We start from the raw sequence: 14,090 nt of genomic DNA on the forward strand, positions 1-14,090 counted from the left end.
TTCTACCGCTCCCCCAACGTGACTAGCCGGTCGGCGAGTTCGGGCGCCGACGGCTCGGTCAGGGACGCGACGACCCGGCCGTCGGCCATCACCAGCGCCCGGTGCGCGCGGGCGGCGGCGGCCGGGTCGTGGGTCACCATCACCACCGTCTGGCCCAGGTCGTCGACGAGGCCGCGCAGCAGGTCCAGGGCCTCGCGGGCGCTGCGCAGGTCCAGCGCCCCGGTCGGCTCGTCGGCGAACACCACGGCCGGCCGGGCCGCCAGCGCCCGTACCAGGGCGGCGCGTTGCTGCTGCCCGCCGGAGAGTTCGGCCGGGCGGTGGTGCAGCCGGTCGGCGAGTCCGACGCGTGCGACCAGGGTGTCCAGCCAGGCGCGGTCCGGGCGGCGGCCGGCCAGCCGCAGGGGCAGCGTGATGTTGTCCTGGAGGCTGAGCGAGGGGATCAGGTGGTACGACTGGAACACGAACCCGACGCGTTCCCGGCGCAGTTCGGTACGGCGGGTCTCGTTCAGCCCGGTGATCTCCTGGCCGTCGATGCGGACGCTGCCCCGCGTCGGGGTGTCCAGCCCGGCGGCGCAGTGCATGAGCGTGCTCTTGCCCGACCCCGAGGGGCCCATCACGGCGAGGAAGGTGCCGTGCCGCACGGTGAGCGTCACGTCGTCGAGGGCGCGCACCCCGTCCGGGTACGTCTTGCCGACACCCGCCAGCGCGATGGCGGGCGCCTTGCGCGCGGTGCCGGGGACGACGGCGGTGCTCATCGGCGCCCGCGCAGGCCGCGGACGACGAGGGCGCCGGCGGCGAGCACGGTGACCATGCCGCAGGCGAGGTTGAGCCAGACGGCGGTGCCGCCGTAGGAGGTCGCCATGTTGGCGACGGCGCTGAGCACCACCACGGCCCACAGCAGGGTGCGGACGACGTCCTGGCGGCTGACGCCGCTCGGGGCGCCGCCCTCGGGTGCGCTGGTCAGACGGTAGGGGTCGGTGTCCGGCATGGCGGCTGCCTCCCTGGGGGCGGTCGGTGGGTTTCCCGTCTCCGACGACGCTAGGGACCGGAAGGCGCCCGGCCGATCCCGCTGCCCGCCCGGTACGGGGTACAGCAGGCTGTACTTTCCGGGGGCCCGCCTGTCGGCGGACGGACTGGCGCTCTAGGGTCGGTGCGCGAAGGAGGAGAGCTGATGACGACCCGGAGCACGACCACGGCACCCGGCGCGGGCGCCGGTCCCAGGGCGGTCGCGGTGCGGACCGTACGGGACGCGGGTGCCGCGCTCGCCCAGCTCGCCGGCGGGCTCGGCACCGCCGTGCGGGCGCTGGCCGTCCTGCTCCTGCTGGTCCTCGCCGTGCTGACCGCGCCGCTGGGCGTGGGCCTGCTCCTCGCCTCCGTGCTGCCCCGGGCGCTGCACGCCCTGGCCGGGCGGGAGCGCGCACGGCTGACCCGCGCCGGGCCCGAGGTGGTGCCGCCCGATCCGCCGCCGGTGAGGGCGCGGCAGGCGCTCACCGACCCCACCACCCGGCGGGAACTGCGCTGGCTGCTGCGGCACGCCACCCTCGGCCTGCTGCTCGGGCTGCTCGGCGTCTGCCTCCCGGTCGCCGCCGTCCGGGACACCCTCTTCCCGCTGCTGTGGCCGCTGGCGCCCGCCGACGCCACCAGCACCTCGCTGGGGTTCGGCACCGCCCGCACCTGGCCGGAGGCCGCCTCCGTGACGCTGCTCGGCCTCGGCTGGACGGCCATCATCCTGGGCCTCGGCCCGGGTATGGCGCGGCTCCAGGGGAACCCCGGGCGGCGCCTGCTGGCCGCCGGTCCCGGAACCGACCTGTCGCTGCGGGTCGCCGAGCTGACCGCGACCCGGGCCGCCGCGCTGGACGCCCACGCCGCCGAACTGCGGCGCATCGAGCGGTCGTTGCACGACGGCGCGCAGAACCGGGTGGTGGCCGTCACCGTCCTGCTCGGCGCCGCCCGCCGGATGGTGGCCCGGGACCCGGCCGGCGCGGACGAACTCCTGGAACGCGCCCAGTCGGCCGCCGAGCAGGCCCTGGCCGAACTGCGCGGCGTGGCCCGGAGCATCCTGCCGCCGGTCCTCGCCGACCGGGGCCTCGCGGGCGCCCTGTCGGGGCTGGCCGCGGACTGCCCGGTGCCCTGCCGGACGGAGGTCGAGGTGCCCGGACGGTGCCCCGCCTCCGTCGAGGCGACCGCCTACTTCGTCGTCGCCGAGGCGCTGACCAACATCGCCAAGCACAGCGGCGCCCGGACGGCCGTGGTCACGGTCCGCTCCCGGGGCGGCAGGCTGGGGCTGCGGGTCGAGGACGACGGGCGGGGCGGCGCGCACGAGGGCGGCGGCAGCGGCCTGGCCGGCGTCCGCCGCCGGGTCGCGGCGCACGACGGTACGCTCACCCTGGTCAGCCCGCCGGGCGGACCGACCCTGCTGGAAGTGGACCTGCCATGCGGATCGTGATCGCCGAGGACGACCCGTTGCTGCGGGAGGGCCTGGCGCTGCTGCTGCGCGCCGAGTCCCTCGACGTGGTCGCCACGGCCGGCACCCCCGACGGGGTGCTCGCCGCCCTGCACGAGCACGAGCCGGACGTCGCCGTCCTCGACGTACGGATGCCGCCCAGCCATACCGACGAGGGCATCCGCGTCGCCGTGGAGGCCCGGCGGCGGCGTCCCTCCCTGGCGGTGCTGGTGCTGTCCGCGTACGTCGAGCGGGCCTTCGCCACCGAACTGCTCACCGGCGGTGTGACGGGCCTCGGCTATCTGCTGAAGGAACGGGTGGGCCGGGTGGAGGAGTTCCTCGACGCGCTGCACCGGGTGGCGTCCGGCGGTACCGCCATCGACCCGGAGGTCGTCGCCCAGCTTTTCACCCGGTCGCGGCAGGACACCAGGCTGGAGCGGCTCAGTCCGCGCGAGCGGGAGGTGCTCGCGCTGATGGCGGAGGGGCTGGGCAACGGTGCCATCGCCGGGCGGCTGGTGGTGACCGAGGGAGCGGTGCACAAGCACATCCGCTCCATCTTCGCCAAGCTGGACCTGTCGCCGGCCGACCAGGCGGACCGGCGGGTGGCCGCCGTCCTGCGCTACCTGGACGGCACCCGGCACCAGGTCTGAACTCTCGATGGAGCGTCGGGCAGGCCTTGCACCTGCATTTCCCCGCGGGAAGCGGGGTGTCTTGCCTTAGACGACCAACGCCCGACCGTCACCGCCGAAGCGGCGGGCCGGTCGGGAACCACCGTAACCGGGCCGGCCCGGCCGCGCATGCCGGCGCGGTGACCCGTCTTCAGCGGTGCTCGGCCCGCGCGTGCGGATCGGTGCGGTTGAGGGTCTTCACGACCTCGTCGTAGTCGCCGCGGGCCTCGGCGTGCCGCAGGAACTTCACCCGCTCGACGAGGATCTCCCCGGCGTCGGGCCGGTCCCGGAGCAGGTCCATGACCTCGGCGACGAACTCGTCGAGGGGCATCGCCAGTTCGTTGTCCTCCTGGCCGGGCAGCAGCGCGGTGCGCACGGACGGCGGTACCAGTTCCACCACCTCGACACCGGTGTCGGCGAGCTGCAGCCGGATCGACTCGCTGAGCATGTGGATCGCGGCCTTGGAGGCGTTGTAGCTGGGGGTGGCCGAGAGCGGGGCGAAGGCCAGGCCCGAGGAGACGGTGAGGACGGTGGCCCGGGGCCGGGTCCGCAGGTGCTCGATGAACGCGGCGATGAGACGGATCGGCCCGAGCACGTTGGTGGTGACGACCTCCTCGGCGGAGGCGAGGAACGAGCCGGGGGTGTGCCAGTCCTCGACGCGCATGATGCCGGCCATGGTGACCAGGACGTCGAGGTCCGGGTGCCGGGCGAGCACCTGCGCGGCGGCCGTCGTGATGCTCGCGGCGTCCGCGGTGTCGATACGGACGGTGTCGATGCCGGGGTGCCGGGCGGCGATCCGCTCCAGCAGGTCGGTGCGCCGGCCGCCGACGACGACGGTGTTGCCCCGGGCGTGCAGTTCCAGGGCGAGGGCGAGACCGATGCCGCTGGTGGCACCGGGGATGAAGACGGTGTTTCCGGAGAGGTTCACGCGGCGGTCCCCTTGTTCTCTTCCTGGTCGTTCTCTTCGAGCATCGAGTTGTTCTCTTCCTGACCGGTCTCTTCGAGCATCGCGCGGGTCAGTACGGTGTCCCCGATCCCCCAGCCGCCGTCGGTGACCTCCTCGACGAGCACCATGGTGCCCGCGCGGGCCCGCTCACCGTAGATCTCGGCGTACAGGTCGGTGGTGCGGTGGACGATGAGTTCCTTCTGCTGTGCGGTCAGCGTGCCCGCGGGCACCTTGAAGTTCGCGAACGGCATGTGACGGCTCCTCGTGTCGCGGTGACGTCTCCACGATGGGCGCGTCCGCCGGGCGGAGCCAGTTGCTCCGTACCCAGGGGTCGGCACCCCCTGGCTGGGCCGGGCCGCCGGCCGCACACTGAAGGCATGGACCTCGCTGAACTCGGTGCTTTCCTCAGGTCACGGCGCGACCGCATCCGTCCGGCCGATGTCGGCCTGCCGACCGGGCCCCGGCGGCGGGTGCCGGGGCTGCGGCGGGACGAGGTGGCGCACCTGGCCGGGGCCTCCGTCGACTACTACATCGAGCTGGAGCGGGGCGCCGCGCAGCCGTCCGAGCAGATGATCGCGGCACTGGCCCGCGCGCTGCGGCTGACCCGGGACGAGCGCGACCACCTGTACCACCTCGCCGGGCGGCCGCTGCCGTCACCGGGCGGCCCGGCGGCCCATGTCCACCCCGGCATGCTGGACCTCCTCGACCGGCTGACCGGCACCCCCGCTCAGGTCATCACCGACCTGCACGTCACGCTGGTGCAGAACCGGCTCGCCGTCGCCCTGTTCGGCCCGGCACCCGCCCCCGACACGCCCGGGGCGAGCCTGGCGTGGCGCTGGTTCACCGACCCGGCGTCCCGGAACGTCTATCCGGCCGAGGACCACGCCTACCAGTCCCGGCAGCTCGTCGCGGACCTGCGGGCGGCGGTCGGCCGGCGCGGCGCGAAGGACCCGGAGGCGGTGGCGATGGTGTCCCAACTGCGCGCGGCCAGCGAGGAGTTCGCTGAGCTGTGGGACCGGTACGACGTCGCCGTCCGCCGCGCCGACCGCAAGCGGATCGTGCACCCCCGGCTCGGGGTGGTCGACGTCAACTGCCTCAACCTGTTCAGCGAGGACGGCCGCCAGCGGCTGCTGTGGTTCACCCCTGCGGTCGGCACCGAGTCCGCCGCGCGTCTGGAACTGCTCGGTGTCCTCGGCACCCAGGACCTGGTGCCGGAACACTCCTGAGCGACGGGGCGTGAGGCCGTGCCCATAGGGTGACGCTCATGCCTGACACGTTGAGTTCCGCGAGAACCCGCGCCGCACTGCGCACCACCGCGCGTGTCTCCGCCGAGTCGCTGCTGGTGCTGGCGATGCTCGCGGTCGCCCTCTGGCTCCTCGGCCGGATGTGGTCGGTCGTGTGGCCGCTGATCATCGGCCTGCTGCTGACCACGCTGACCTGGCCCCTGGCCCGCTTCCTGCGCCGGCACAAATGGCCCCCGGCGCTCGCGGCGTCGGCGGTGACCGTGCTGTTCCTGCTGGTCATAGGCGGCATCGTGACGCTGATCGCGGTGCCGATGGCGTCCCAGACCGACGAGTTGACCGACGGGGTCACCGAGGGCATCGAGAAGCTGCGGGACTGGGCGGCGGGCCCGCCGCTGAACATCGACGACAGTGAGATCACCCACGCCGTCGACTCGGCGATGGCCCGCGTCCAGGACAGCGTCGGCACGATCACCACCACGGTGGCCACCGGGGTCAGCACCGTCGTCAACGGGCTGATCACCGCCGTGCTGGCGGTGTTCCTGATGTTCTTCTTCCTCAAGGACGGGCCCCGCTTCCTGCCGTGGCTCGGCCGCCAGTTGCCCGGCCGGCTCGCCACCGACGTCCCGACGGTTGCCGCGCGGAGCTGGGAGACGCTCGGGTCCTTCGTCCGCTCCCAGGCGCTGGTCGGGCTCCTCGACGCCGTCTTCATCGGCCTCGGGCTGTGGTTCCTCGGGGTGCCGCTGGTGCTGCCGCTGGCGGTGCTGACCTTCGTGTCGGCGTTCGTGCCCATCGTGGGCGCCCTGTTCGCCGGTTTCGTCGCCGTGCTGATCGCGCTGGTGTCCAACGGGCTCACGGACGCGCTGATCACCCTCGCGATCATCGTGCTCGTCCAGCAGTTGGAGGGCAACGTGTTCCAGCCGATCATCCAGAGCCGGGGCCTCGGACTGCACGCGGCGGTGGTCCTGCTGGCGGTCACCCTCGGCGGCAGCCTCGCCGGAATCGTCGGCAGCCTGCTGGCGGTGCCGGTCGCCGCGCTGATCGCGGTGATCTGGAACTACGTACGCGAACAACTCGGCGACCAGGAACCGGAACCGGGGCCCGATTCGGCCGGCGCGGGCTGATCCGGACGGGCCCAGCCCCAGCACCATCCCCATCCCCATCCCCAGCCACGGAAGACCGGGGCTGGGCTGGGGATGGGGCCCGGGTTACTTCTTCTTCTTCAGCGCCGATGGCTTGTGGACGGCGGTGCGGCCGGACTTGTCGCTGCGCACCTCGTACTGCGGGTCGTCCGGTGACGCGTCCACCGTGCGGCCGGCCGCCTCCGTCCGCTCGGTGATCTTCTTCTCCACCCGGCCCTCGGTCTCGCTGCCGTGGCTGCTCCAGGCGACCTTGTCGCCCTGCTTCGGCCGCTCGCCCCGGTCTCGGTTCTTCGCCATGCCGCGCTCCCTGCCGCCGGTCCGGTCCCGGCTGTCGCCGTACTTCCAGCCTGCGCGCCACCGGCCCGTCCCGCACCCAGGGCGTCAGCCCCCCTCCGCCGCCGTGAACCGGACGGGCAGGCGGCGCGGGCCCCGGATCAGCATGCCCGCGCGCCAGGTGAGGGCCGCCGGATGGATGTCCAGGGCGAGGTCGGCGCAGCGTTCCAGCAGGGTGCGCAGGGCGATCCGGGCCTCCAGGCGGGCCAGCGGCGCGCCCAGGCAGTAGTGGATGCCGTGGCCGAACGCGACATGGCCCCGCGCGTCGCGGCCGATGTCGAAGCGGTCGGGTTCCGGGAACCGCGCCGGGTCGCGGTCGGCGTCGGCCAGGGCGACCAGGACCAGCTCACCGCCGCCCGGCACGGTGGTGTCGCCGATGGTGACGGGTTCGGTGGTGAAGCGGTACGTCGGGGTCTCCACGGGACCGTCGTAGCGCAGCATCTCCTCGACCGCCGCGTCGATCCGGTCCAGGTCGGCACGGAGCGCGGCCAACTGGTCGGGGTGGGTGAGCAGGGCGAGGACGCCGTTGGAGATCAGGTTGACGGTGGTCTCGTGGCCGGCGACGAGCAGCAGCCAGGCCATGCCGAGGAGTTCGTCGGGCGACAGGGTGTCGCCGTCCTCGTCGCAGCCGTGGATCAGGGCGCTCATCAGGTCGTCGCCGGGGTGCTGCCGTTTCTCCGCGACCAGCTCCGCGAGACACCCGGCCATGGCGGACGCCGCCGCCGCGCGGACGTCGGCGTCGGTGCTGCTCAGCGCGTCGTTCGACCAGGCGCGGAAGGAGTGGCGGTCCAGGTCGGGGACGCCGAGGAGGTCGCAGATGACGGAGATGGGCAGCGGGAAGGACAGTGCCTCGACGAGGTCGGCCCGGCCGCCGGGGGCGGCCAGCATGGTGTCCAGCAGCGCGTCGGTGGTCTTCTGGACGCGCGGGGCGAGTTCCGCGACCCGCCGGGCGGTGAACTCGCGGGCGACCAGTTTGCGCAGCCGGGTGTGGTCGGGCGGGTCGGCGCCGAGCATGTGCCGGCCGGCGGCGATCGCGCCGATCCCGAGGGCCGGTGACGCCTTGCCCCAGTCCTTGGAGAGCCGGGGGTCGGTCAGGGCGGCCCGCCCGGCCTCGTAGCCGACGACGAGCCACGCCTCGGCGTTCCCCTCCGGCATCCGGATGCGGTGCACCGGGCCCCGGGCCCGTAAGCGGGCGTAGACGGGGTACGGGTCGCGGGCGAACTCCTCGCCGAGCGCGGCGAGATCGACGATGCTCATGGTGCTGTCACCTTCCCTGGGGCCGGGCGCGGCGTCGCCCCTGTCCGAGGGGGGCCGGACGGTGCTCCGGCGGCGGCCAGGAGAGCGACCGTCCCAGCATGGTCCGCGCGTTCCGCCCGGTCCAGGGGGCGGCACCCGGTGCCGTGTCCTTCGCGCGGGCCGGGGGTCGGCGCCGGGTTCGAGACGGACGCGTGCCGTGCCGGTGCGGCCCCCGGCAGGCGGCCCCGCCCGCGCGGGCCCAGGGGTGCGCTTGCGCGGGCCCAGGGGTGCGCCCGCGCGGGCGGGGCCGGTCCGGCAGCGGGGACCGGCCTCGGGACCGGGCTCGGGGACCGGCCTCGGGCGGGCGGCCTCGGGCGAGCGGTCCCGGGCGAGCGGCCTCGGGCGGGCGGTCCCGGGCTAGCGGTCCCAGGCGAGCGGTCCCAGGCGGGCCGCCCGCGGTCACCGGTCCGCGTCCGACCGCGCCGCCTCCGGCTCCGGCTCCCTTCCGGGCACTCGGCGCGCGGAGTGCTGGAGGCAGGAGGTGGCCACCACCAAGGGCCACAGGGACTGGACGGTCGTCACCGCGCGCTCGGCGACGCCCATGGCGCCCTGCCGGTGCAGCTCGAACAGGAACCAGGCGCCGCCGACGGCCATCACCGCGGTCGCGGCGAAGGCGGGCGCGGGCCGGAGCGCCCACGGCGCGGCGGCGCCGCCGGCGGCGGCCAGCACCGGCCAGAGCGCCAGCAGGGCGAAGCCGATCACGGCCACCGTGCCGTGGCGCAGTGAGCCGCCGCTGCTCGGCGCGGGCAGCACCGCCACCACCAGGGCGGCCACCCCGCCGCCCGCCAGCGCCAGCCGGCCGGCCGCCGCCGCCGCGCGCAGTCCCCAGGCGGTGAGCAGATGGCAGACGCCCAGGCCGAGGAAGGCCCCGGTCATCACCCAGAACCCGGGTGTCCCGTACGCCGCCAGGACGCTGATCGTCTGGGTGACGGGGTCGTAGCCGCCGCCCTTCATCGAGGCGGCGACGGCCCAGCCCGTGACCAGCAGGACCGGCGCACTCCCCGACGACAGCAGCACCCACCTGGGAACACTTCTCATCGGATCACCATAAAGCGGACATCGATCCCGTGCGTCGGGCGTGGCCAACTGCGAGAAGGCCGGGGACGTGCCGGAAGTCAGGGGACGGACCGGCGCCCGCGACGGGTTTCCCCGACGGAACGCTCCCCGGACCACCCCGCCCGGTGACCCCGCCGGCCCCGCCCCCCGGCTCAGTCCTCCGCGATCAGCGCCGGTGTCGAGCGGGTCAGCACCTCGCCGCGGAAGAAGGCCGGGCTGCGGCGGCGCATGACGGTCATGACGACCAGGCCGAGGGCGAGCAGGCCGACGCCGATCACGAAGACCGAGCCGACGCCGAACACGGACGATCCGCTGCCGTAGGCCGGGTCCCACATGTCGACCAGTGTCTTGACGAAGACCGCCGCGAGCAGCAGCCCGCCGACGACCGGGAAGACCCCCTTGAACAGCAGGTCGCGGCCGGAGGCCAGCAGGTCGGCGCGGAAGTACCGGGCGCAGGCGAAGGCCGTCAGCGCGTAGTAGAAGCAGATCATGAGGCCGAGCGCGTAGATCGTGTCGACCAGGACGTGCTCGCTGACCAGCGTCATCACCGTGTAGAACACGCCGGTCGCGACGCCCGCGGTCACCGTGGCGCGGCCCGGGGTGCGAAAGCGCGGGTGGACCTCGGCGTAGGAGGCGGGCAGTGCCTCGTACGCCGACATGGCGAGGACCGTGCGGGCGACGGGGATGAACGTCGTCTGGAGGCTGGCCGCGGCCGACGCGAGGACGGCGACGAACAGCAGGACGCCGAGTGCCGGGCCCATCACCGGGCCGGCCAGGGCGGCGAAGACGTTGTCCGAGGTGTCCGGGTTGGCGAGCCCCAGGCCCTGGTCGCCGGAGCCGACGACCATCTGCGCGGCGACGCCGGTGGCGAGGTAGGAGCCGACGAGCACGACCATGGCGACGAGCGCGGCCCGGCCGGGCGTACTGCTGCTGCCGCTGGTCTCCTCGTTGGCCGTCAGGCAGGCGTCCCAGCCCCAGTACATGAAGATGGACAGCGACAGCCCGGCCGTGAAGGCGGCGAACGACTGGACGGCGAACGGATTCAGCCACGACCAGGAGAAGTCGGCCGAGGTCGGAAAGTCGGCGCCGCCGGCCTTGGTGAAGGCCATGGCCACGAAGACGGCCAGGACCAGCAGTTGGAGCGCGACCAGGGTGTACTGCAGGCCCTTGGTCGCAGTCATCCCGCGATAGCTGATCACGGTGGCGATCGCGATCAGCACCAGGCAGGTGACGATGTGCACGGCCTTGTCGCCGTCGAGGTCGGCGACCGCGTCACTGCCGGTGATCTCGCCCGCGAGCAGCCAGAAGTACGAGGTGGCCACGCCCGCCAGGTTGGAGAGCACGATGATCGTGGCGATGACCAGGCCCCAGCCGCACATCCATCCGACGCGGGGCCCGAACGCCTTGACCGTCCAGGTGAACGAGGTGCCGCAGTCGGGCATCGCCTTGTTCAGCTCGCGGTAGGCGAAGGCGACCAGCAGCATCGGCAGGAAGCCGGCGAGGAACACCGCCGGCATCTGCGGGCCGACCTCGCCCGCGGTGGAGCCGAGCGTGGAGGTCAGGCAGTAGACCGGGGCGACGGTGGAGACACCGATGACCGCGCTGCCCAGCAGGCCGACGGAGTTCCCGCTCAGGCCCTTCGCGCGCATGCCGTCGGCGGGGGCCCCGTCGCCCTTGTCGGTGGCCCCGGGCCGTACGTCGAGCTGAGTCATGAACGAGACGTTAAATCCTGCGGTTTCCGTGGCGACCGTTCCGCGACGCGTTCCATCCGCCCACCAGTGGGCCATTCTTTCGCTGGCCAGATGAGCGCTTCGCCTTTCAATCCGAGACGAATTTTCGATCATGGCCCTGAGTCCGCAGGCCACGCCACGCGTGTCCGATATTCGGTAACCGCAGTCGTGGCCGAAAAACGCCCCTCCGGGCCTTCCTCATGATCTGCGTCACTCCCCGGAATGTACGTTCGTACGCTCACAGGGGTAGGGTCGCTCCCATGCCGCAGACGGACTACTTCGCACAGGACCCGCGCAGCAACCTGGAACGGATGCGAGCGGGCGACCTCTACATCGCCGACGACCCCGAGATCGCCCGCCGCCAGCAGCGGGCCGTGCGACTGGCCGCCCGGTACCAGGCCGCCTACGCCGAGGACGCCGAAGCCGCCCGGCCGCTGCTGGCGGAGCTGCTCGGTTCGCTGGGCGAGGACGCGCACGTACGGCCCCCGCTGTACGTGGACTACGGCAGCAACATCGCGATCGGCGCCCGCACCTTCGTCAACTACAACCTGACCGCGCTGGACGTCGCGGCCGTCACCATCGGCGAGGACTGCCAGATCGGGCCGAACGTCCAGTTGCTGACGCCGACGCATCCGCTGGAGCCCCGGCCCCGGCGGGACAAGCTGGAGGCGGCCCGGCCGATCACCATCGGCGACAACGTGTGGCTCGGCGGGGGCGTCATCGTGCTGCCCGGGGTGACCATAGGCGAGGACTCGGTCATCGGCGCCGGCGCGGTCGTCACCAAGGACGTGCCCGCGGGTGTCGTCGCCGTCGGCAGCCCCGCCCGTCCGGTCCGCGACCTCTGATCCCCCGTACGCCGACTCCGCCATGGCCACCGGACACACCGACCCCGGGCGCCGCGACCGCATCCTCGCCGCGACCCTGGACCTGATCGCCGAGGAGGGCGTCGCGGGCGTCTCCCACCGGAAGATCGCCTCCCGCGCGGGGGTGCCGCTGGGCTCGATGACGTACCACTTCGGCGGGATGGACGAGGTCCTCCGCGAGGCGTTCCGCCGGTTCACCGATCACATCGTCGCCGTCTTCGACGCGCACCTCGCCGCCCCGGCCGACCGGGAGGAGGCGAGGCAGGCGGTGGCCGACCTCGTGCACCGCCTGTCCGAGGGCAGCCGAAGGGACCTGGTCCTCACCCAGGAGCTGTACACCCTCGCCGCCCGCCGCCCCGCCTACCGGGAACTCACCCACGAGTGGATGGGCCGCAGCCGGGTCCACCTGGAGAAGCACTTCGACCCGGACACCGCCCGCCAGCTCGACGCGCTGATCGAGGGCCTGACCCTGCACCGGGCCCTGGCCGCCGCACCGCACAGCCGCGCCCTGACCCTGGAGGCCGTCCGGCGGATCACCACCACGCCCGCCGAGCGGGCTCCCTAGCCGCCCGTGCGGCACGGACCTGACCGCCGTGCCGCACGGGCCCCTCCCCCGGCCCGGTACGGGCTGCTCCCCCGGCCCGGTCACGGGATGTCTCCCTGCCAGTCGAAGCGCCGGGCGTCCGCCGGCCGGGGCGCGTACACGGAGCGGCCCCCGGGGCCGTACCGGCCTATCTCCGTCGGCAGCGCGACGCCCGCACCGGGGTCGCGGGCCTCGGTGACGTCCAGGAGCAGGCCGTCCAGGGGGCCGCCGACCAGTTGCGCGTACGCGCGTCCGGTGCGCGGCCCGGGATCGCCGTGGTCGGCGCCGTAGACCCGGCCGTGCATGAACTCCGCCTCATCCATGGCACGAAGCCTCGCATCCGCCACTGACATCGGGCCCCGGGCGAAGGGCCGGGCATCCGGCGGGAGGGCCGCTGTCGCGGCCGGCCCGGGTCCCGGCCGCGGGGAAGGGAACCGACCCGCGTGGCCGAACTCGTCCCGCGGCGACCGGCGTACGGCAATATGAGCACCATGAGCGTAGTCAAGATCAACGTACTGACCGTCCCCTCCGAGCAGCGGGAGACCCTGGAGAAGCGGTTCGCGTCGCGGGCGCACGCGGTGGAGAACTCCGACGGCTTCGAGTGGTTCGAACTCCTCCGGCCGGTCGAGGGCACCGACACCTACCTCGTCTACACCCGGTGGCGCGACGAGGAGTCCTTCCAGGCGTGGATGGAAGGCCCGATGAAGACGGCCCACCAGGGCGGTGGGGACGGCGAGCGGCCGAAGCCCGCCGCGAGCGGCTCCACCCTGTGGTCCTTCGAGGTCGTGCAGCAGGCGGGACCGAAGGGCGCGTAGTCCCGGCGGGCGGCTCCCGTCGGGACACGCATGGCACTCCCGGTACCGGGCCCGAAGGCCGACCCGGTACCGGGAGTGCCGTCCCGCCCGGGTCCGCCGCCGGATCGGCCGGCCCGGATCAGCCCGGTTCCGTCGTCGGGATCACCATCATCTTGGTCACCTTTCCGTCGTCGCCGACCACGTCGCGCACGTGGCTGAAGCCCAGGCGACGGCACCCGGCCAGGCTGACGGCGTTGTCGGCGCCGACCATGGCGTAAACCTCAGTCAGGCCGAGGTTGACGGCGGCGTGGCGCAGCAGGCCGTGGGCCACCTCCGTGCCCAGGCCCCGGCCCCAGTAGGAGGGGGCCAGGGCGGTGATCAGTTCGTGTCCGTCGACGTTGCCGGTCTTCTTGACCTCCGCGTGCCCGACGAACCGTTCGTCCTGCCAGAGCCCCCACGCGTCGAACATCTGTTTGGGGTAGACGTCGTCGAGGATGGTGCGGAACAGGGCGCGGAGGTCCGCCTCGGGAACGCGGTCCTGGCCCATCCAGCGGCAGACCTCCTCGTCGCGCAGGAGCTCCACGAAGTGGTCCTCGTCCTCGGGTCGGTAGGGGCGGAAGGTGAGTCGTTCGGTGTGCAGGACCGGTGTCATGCGGGCTCCTCGGGCAGTGCGGGCGGGCGGGACCGGGCCGGGGGCGTCGTCCCTGGGCGCGCCCCGGCCCGGTCCCGCCGGATGCGTCAGGCTTCGGCGTTCTCCATGCGCTCCCGCAGGCTGCGCGGTCGCATGTCGGTCCAGACCTCATCGACGTAGGCGGAGCACTCGGCCTCGGTGCCGGCCTTGCCGACGGGCTGCCAGCCGGCGGGCACCTCGATGTCGGCGGGCCACAGCGAGTACTGGTCCTCGTCGTTGCGCAGCACCTGGCAGCGGGTGTTCTCGTCCATGTCTGTCGGTCTCGCTCTCTGGGTCGTGGGGGTGGAGTGTTCCGGTGTGTCAC

Annotated in this window: 18 protein-coding genes; 7 read left to right on the forward strand and 11 right to left on the reverse strand. The window is 73.5% G+C overall.

Translation table 11 applies throughout. The features are described from left to right. Positions 1–2: 2 nt before the first annotated feature. Both ACFY32_RS21650 and ACFY32_RS21655 read right to left on the reverse strand, forming a co-directional pair. Positions 3–755, reverse strand: a complete 753-nt coding sequence (locus ACFY32_RS21650) for an ABC transporter ATP-binding protein (protein WP_390674994.1) — start codon at positions 753–755, stop codon at positions 3–5. Then, positions 752–988, reverse strand: a complete 237-nt coding sequence (locus ACFY32_RS21655; protein ID WP_359195390.1) for a hypothetical protein — start codon at positions 986–988, stop codon at positions 752–754. Before ACFY32_RS21655 ends, ACFY32_RS21650 begins: the two co-directional genes overlap by 4 nt. A 183-nt stretch (positions 989–1,171) precedes the next feature. On the opposite strand from ACFY32_RS21655, the gene ACFY32_RS21660 reads away from it, so the two are divergent. Both ACFY32_RS21660 and ACFY32_RS21665 read left to right on the forward strand, forming a co-directional pair. Beyond that, a complete protein-coding gene (locus tag ACFY32_RS21660) occupies positions 1,172–2,446 on the forward strand; it encodes a sensor histidine kinase (protein ID WP_390674995.1) in 1,275 nt (424 codons plus the stop codon). After that, positions 2,434–3,093, forward strand: a complete 660-nt coding sequence (locus tag ACFY32_RS21665) for a response regulator (RefSeq protein WP_390674996.1) — start codon at positions 2,434–2,436, stop codon at positions 3,091–3,093. The genes ACFY32_RS21660 and ACFY32_RS21665 overlap by 13 nt, the downstream gene beginning before the upstream one ends. Before the next feature lie 169 nt (positions 3,094–3,262). On the opposite strand, the gene ACFY32_RS21670 is transcribed toward ACFY32_RS21665, so the two are convergent. Both ACFY32_RS21670 and ACFY32_RS21675 read right to left on the reverse strand, forming a co-directional pair. Then, entirely contained in the window at positions 3,263–4,039 is a 777-nt protein-coding gene (locus ACFY32_RS21670) for an SDR family NAD(P)-dependent oxidoreductase (RefSeq protein ID WP_359195382.1), read from the reverse strand. Then, positions 4,036–4,308, reverse strand: coding sequence for a tautomerase family protein (locus ACFY32_RS21675; RefSeq protein ID WP_359195379.1), 273 nt, complete (start codon positions 4,306–4,308; stop codon positions 4,036–4,038). The genes ACFY32_RS21670 and ACFY32_RS21675 overlap by 4 nt, the downstream gene beginning before the upstream one ends. A gap of 126 nt (positions 4,309–4,434) precedes the next feature. Between ACFY32_RS21675 and ACFY32_RS21680 the strand changes: the two genes are divergently transcribed. Further along, positions 4,435–5,283 (forward strand): helix-turn-helix domain-containing protein, encoded by an 849-nt coding sequence (locus tag ACFY32_RS21680; RefSeq protein WP_390674997.1) that lies wholly within the window; start codon positions 4,435–4,437, stop codon positions 5,281–5,283. 38 nt (positions 5,284–5,321) lie between these two features. Next, positions 5,322–6,422: an AI-2E family transporter gene (locus ACFY32_RS21685; protein WP_390674998.1), complete on the forward strand. Its 1,101-nt coding sequence runs from the start codon at positions 5,322–5,324 to the stop codon at positions 6,420–6,422. Positions 6,423–6,506: 84 nt separating this feature from the next. Here the strand turns inward: ACFY32_RS21685 and ACFY32_RS21690 are convergent, their stop codons facing one another. The 4 genes from ACFY32_RS21690 to ACFY32_RS21705 all read right to left on the reverse strand — a co-directional run bounded on the left by ACFY32_RS21690 (position 6,507) and on the right by ACFY32_RS21705 (position 10,837). Continuing rightward, positions 6,507–6,737 carry a DUF2945 domain-containing protein gene (locus ACFY32_RS21690; protein ID WP_359195371.1) on the reverse strand — a complete coding sequence of 77 codons (231 nt, stop codon included), beginning with the start codon at positions 6,735–6,737 and terminating at the stop codon, positions 6,507–6,509. Positions 6,738–6,821: 84 nt separating this feature from the next. After that, positions 6,822–8,030 (reverse strand): cytochrome P450, encoded by a 1,209-nt coding sequence (locus ACFY32_RS21695; protein ID WP_390674999.1) that lies wholly within the window; start codon positions 8,028–8,030, stop codon positions 6,822–6,824. A 438-nt stretch (positions 8,031–8,468) separates the two neighbouring features. After that, a complete protein-coding gene (locus ACFY32_RS21700; protein WP_359195365.1) occupies positions 8,469–9,107 on the reverse strand; it encodes a DUF998 domain-containing protein in 639 nt (212 codons plus the stop codon). Between the two features lie 170 nt (positions 9,108–9,277). Continuing rightward, positions 9,278–10,837 (reverse strand): APC family permease, encoded by a 1,560-nt coding sequence (locus tag ACFY32_RS21705; RefSeq protein ID WP_359195362.1) that lies wholly within the window; start codon positions 10,835–10,837, stop codon positions 9,278–9,280. Between the two features lie 278 nt (positions 10,838–11,115). Between ACFY32_RS21705 and ACFY32_RS21710 the strand changes: the two genes are divergently transcribed. After that, complete coding sequence (locus ACFY32_RS21710) at positions 11,116–11,700, forward strand: sugar O-acetyltransferase (RefSeq protein ID WP_390675000.1); 585 nt, start codon at positions 11,116–11,118, stop codon at positions 11,698–11,700. Between the two features lie 22 nt (positions 11,701–11,722). Further along, the gene (locus tag ACFY32_RS21715; RefSeq protein ID WP_390675001.1) at positions 11,723–12,283 is read left to right on the forward strand and encodes a TetR/AcrR family transcriptional regulator; all 561 of its coding nucleotides are present in this window, start codon (positions 11,723–11,725) and stop codon (positions 12,281–12,283) included. 80 nt (positions 12,284–12,363) lie between these two features. On the opposite strand, the gene ACFY32_RS21720 is transcribed toward ACFY32_RS21715, so the two are convergent. Then, on the reverse strand, positions 12,364–12,624 hold the full coding sequence (locus ACFY32_RS21720; protein ID WP_359195354.1) for a hypothetical protein: 261 nt from the start codon (positions 12,622–12,624) through the stop codon (positions 12,364–12,366). A 168-nt stretch (positions 12,625–12,792) separates the two neighbouring features. On the opposite strand from ACFY32_RS21720, the gene ACFY32_RS21725 reads away from it, so the two are divergent. After that, the gene (locus ACFY32_RS21725; protein ID WP_390675002.1) at positions 12,793–13,116 is read left to right on the forward strand and encodes an antibiotic biosynthesis monooxygenase family protein; all 324 of its coding nucleotides are present in this window, start codon (positions 12,793–12,795) and stop codon (positions 13,114–13,116) included. A 118-nt stretch (positions 13,117–13,234) separates the two neighbouring features. On the opposite strand, the gene ACFY32_RS21730 is transcribed toward ACFY32_RS21725, so the two are convergent. Together ACFY32_RS21730 and ACFY32_RS21735 are read right to left on the reverse strand one after the other, a co-directional pair. Further along, entirely contained in the window at positions 13,235–13,747 is a 513-nt protein-coding gene (locus ACFY32_RS21730) for a GNAT family N-acetyltransferase (protein ID WP_390675003.1), read from the reverse strand. Between the two features lie 86 nt (positions 13,748–13,833). Next, positions 13,834–14,037 carry an MbtH family NRPS accessory protein gene (locus ACFY32_RS21735; protein ID WP_359195347.1) on the reverse strand — a complete coding sequence of 68 codons (204 nt, stop codon included), beginning with the start codon at positions 14,035–14,037 and terminating at the stop codon, positions 13,834–13,836. Positions 14,038–14,090 lie beyond the last annotated feature (53 nt).

Origin of the sequence: Streptomyces sp. NPDC000134, assembly GCF_042899225.1 — a bacterium.
Classification (GTDB): Bacteria; Actinomycetota; Actinomycetes; order Streptomycetales; family Streptomycetaceae; genus Streptomyces.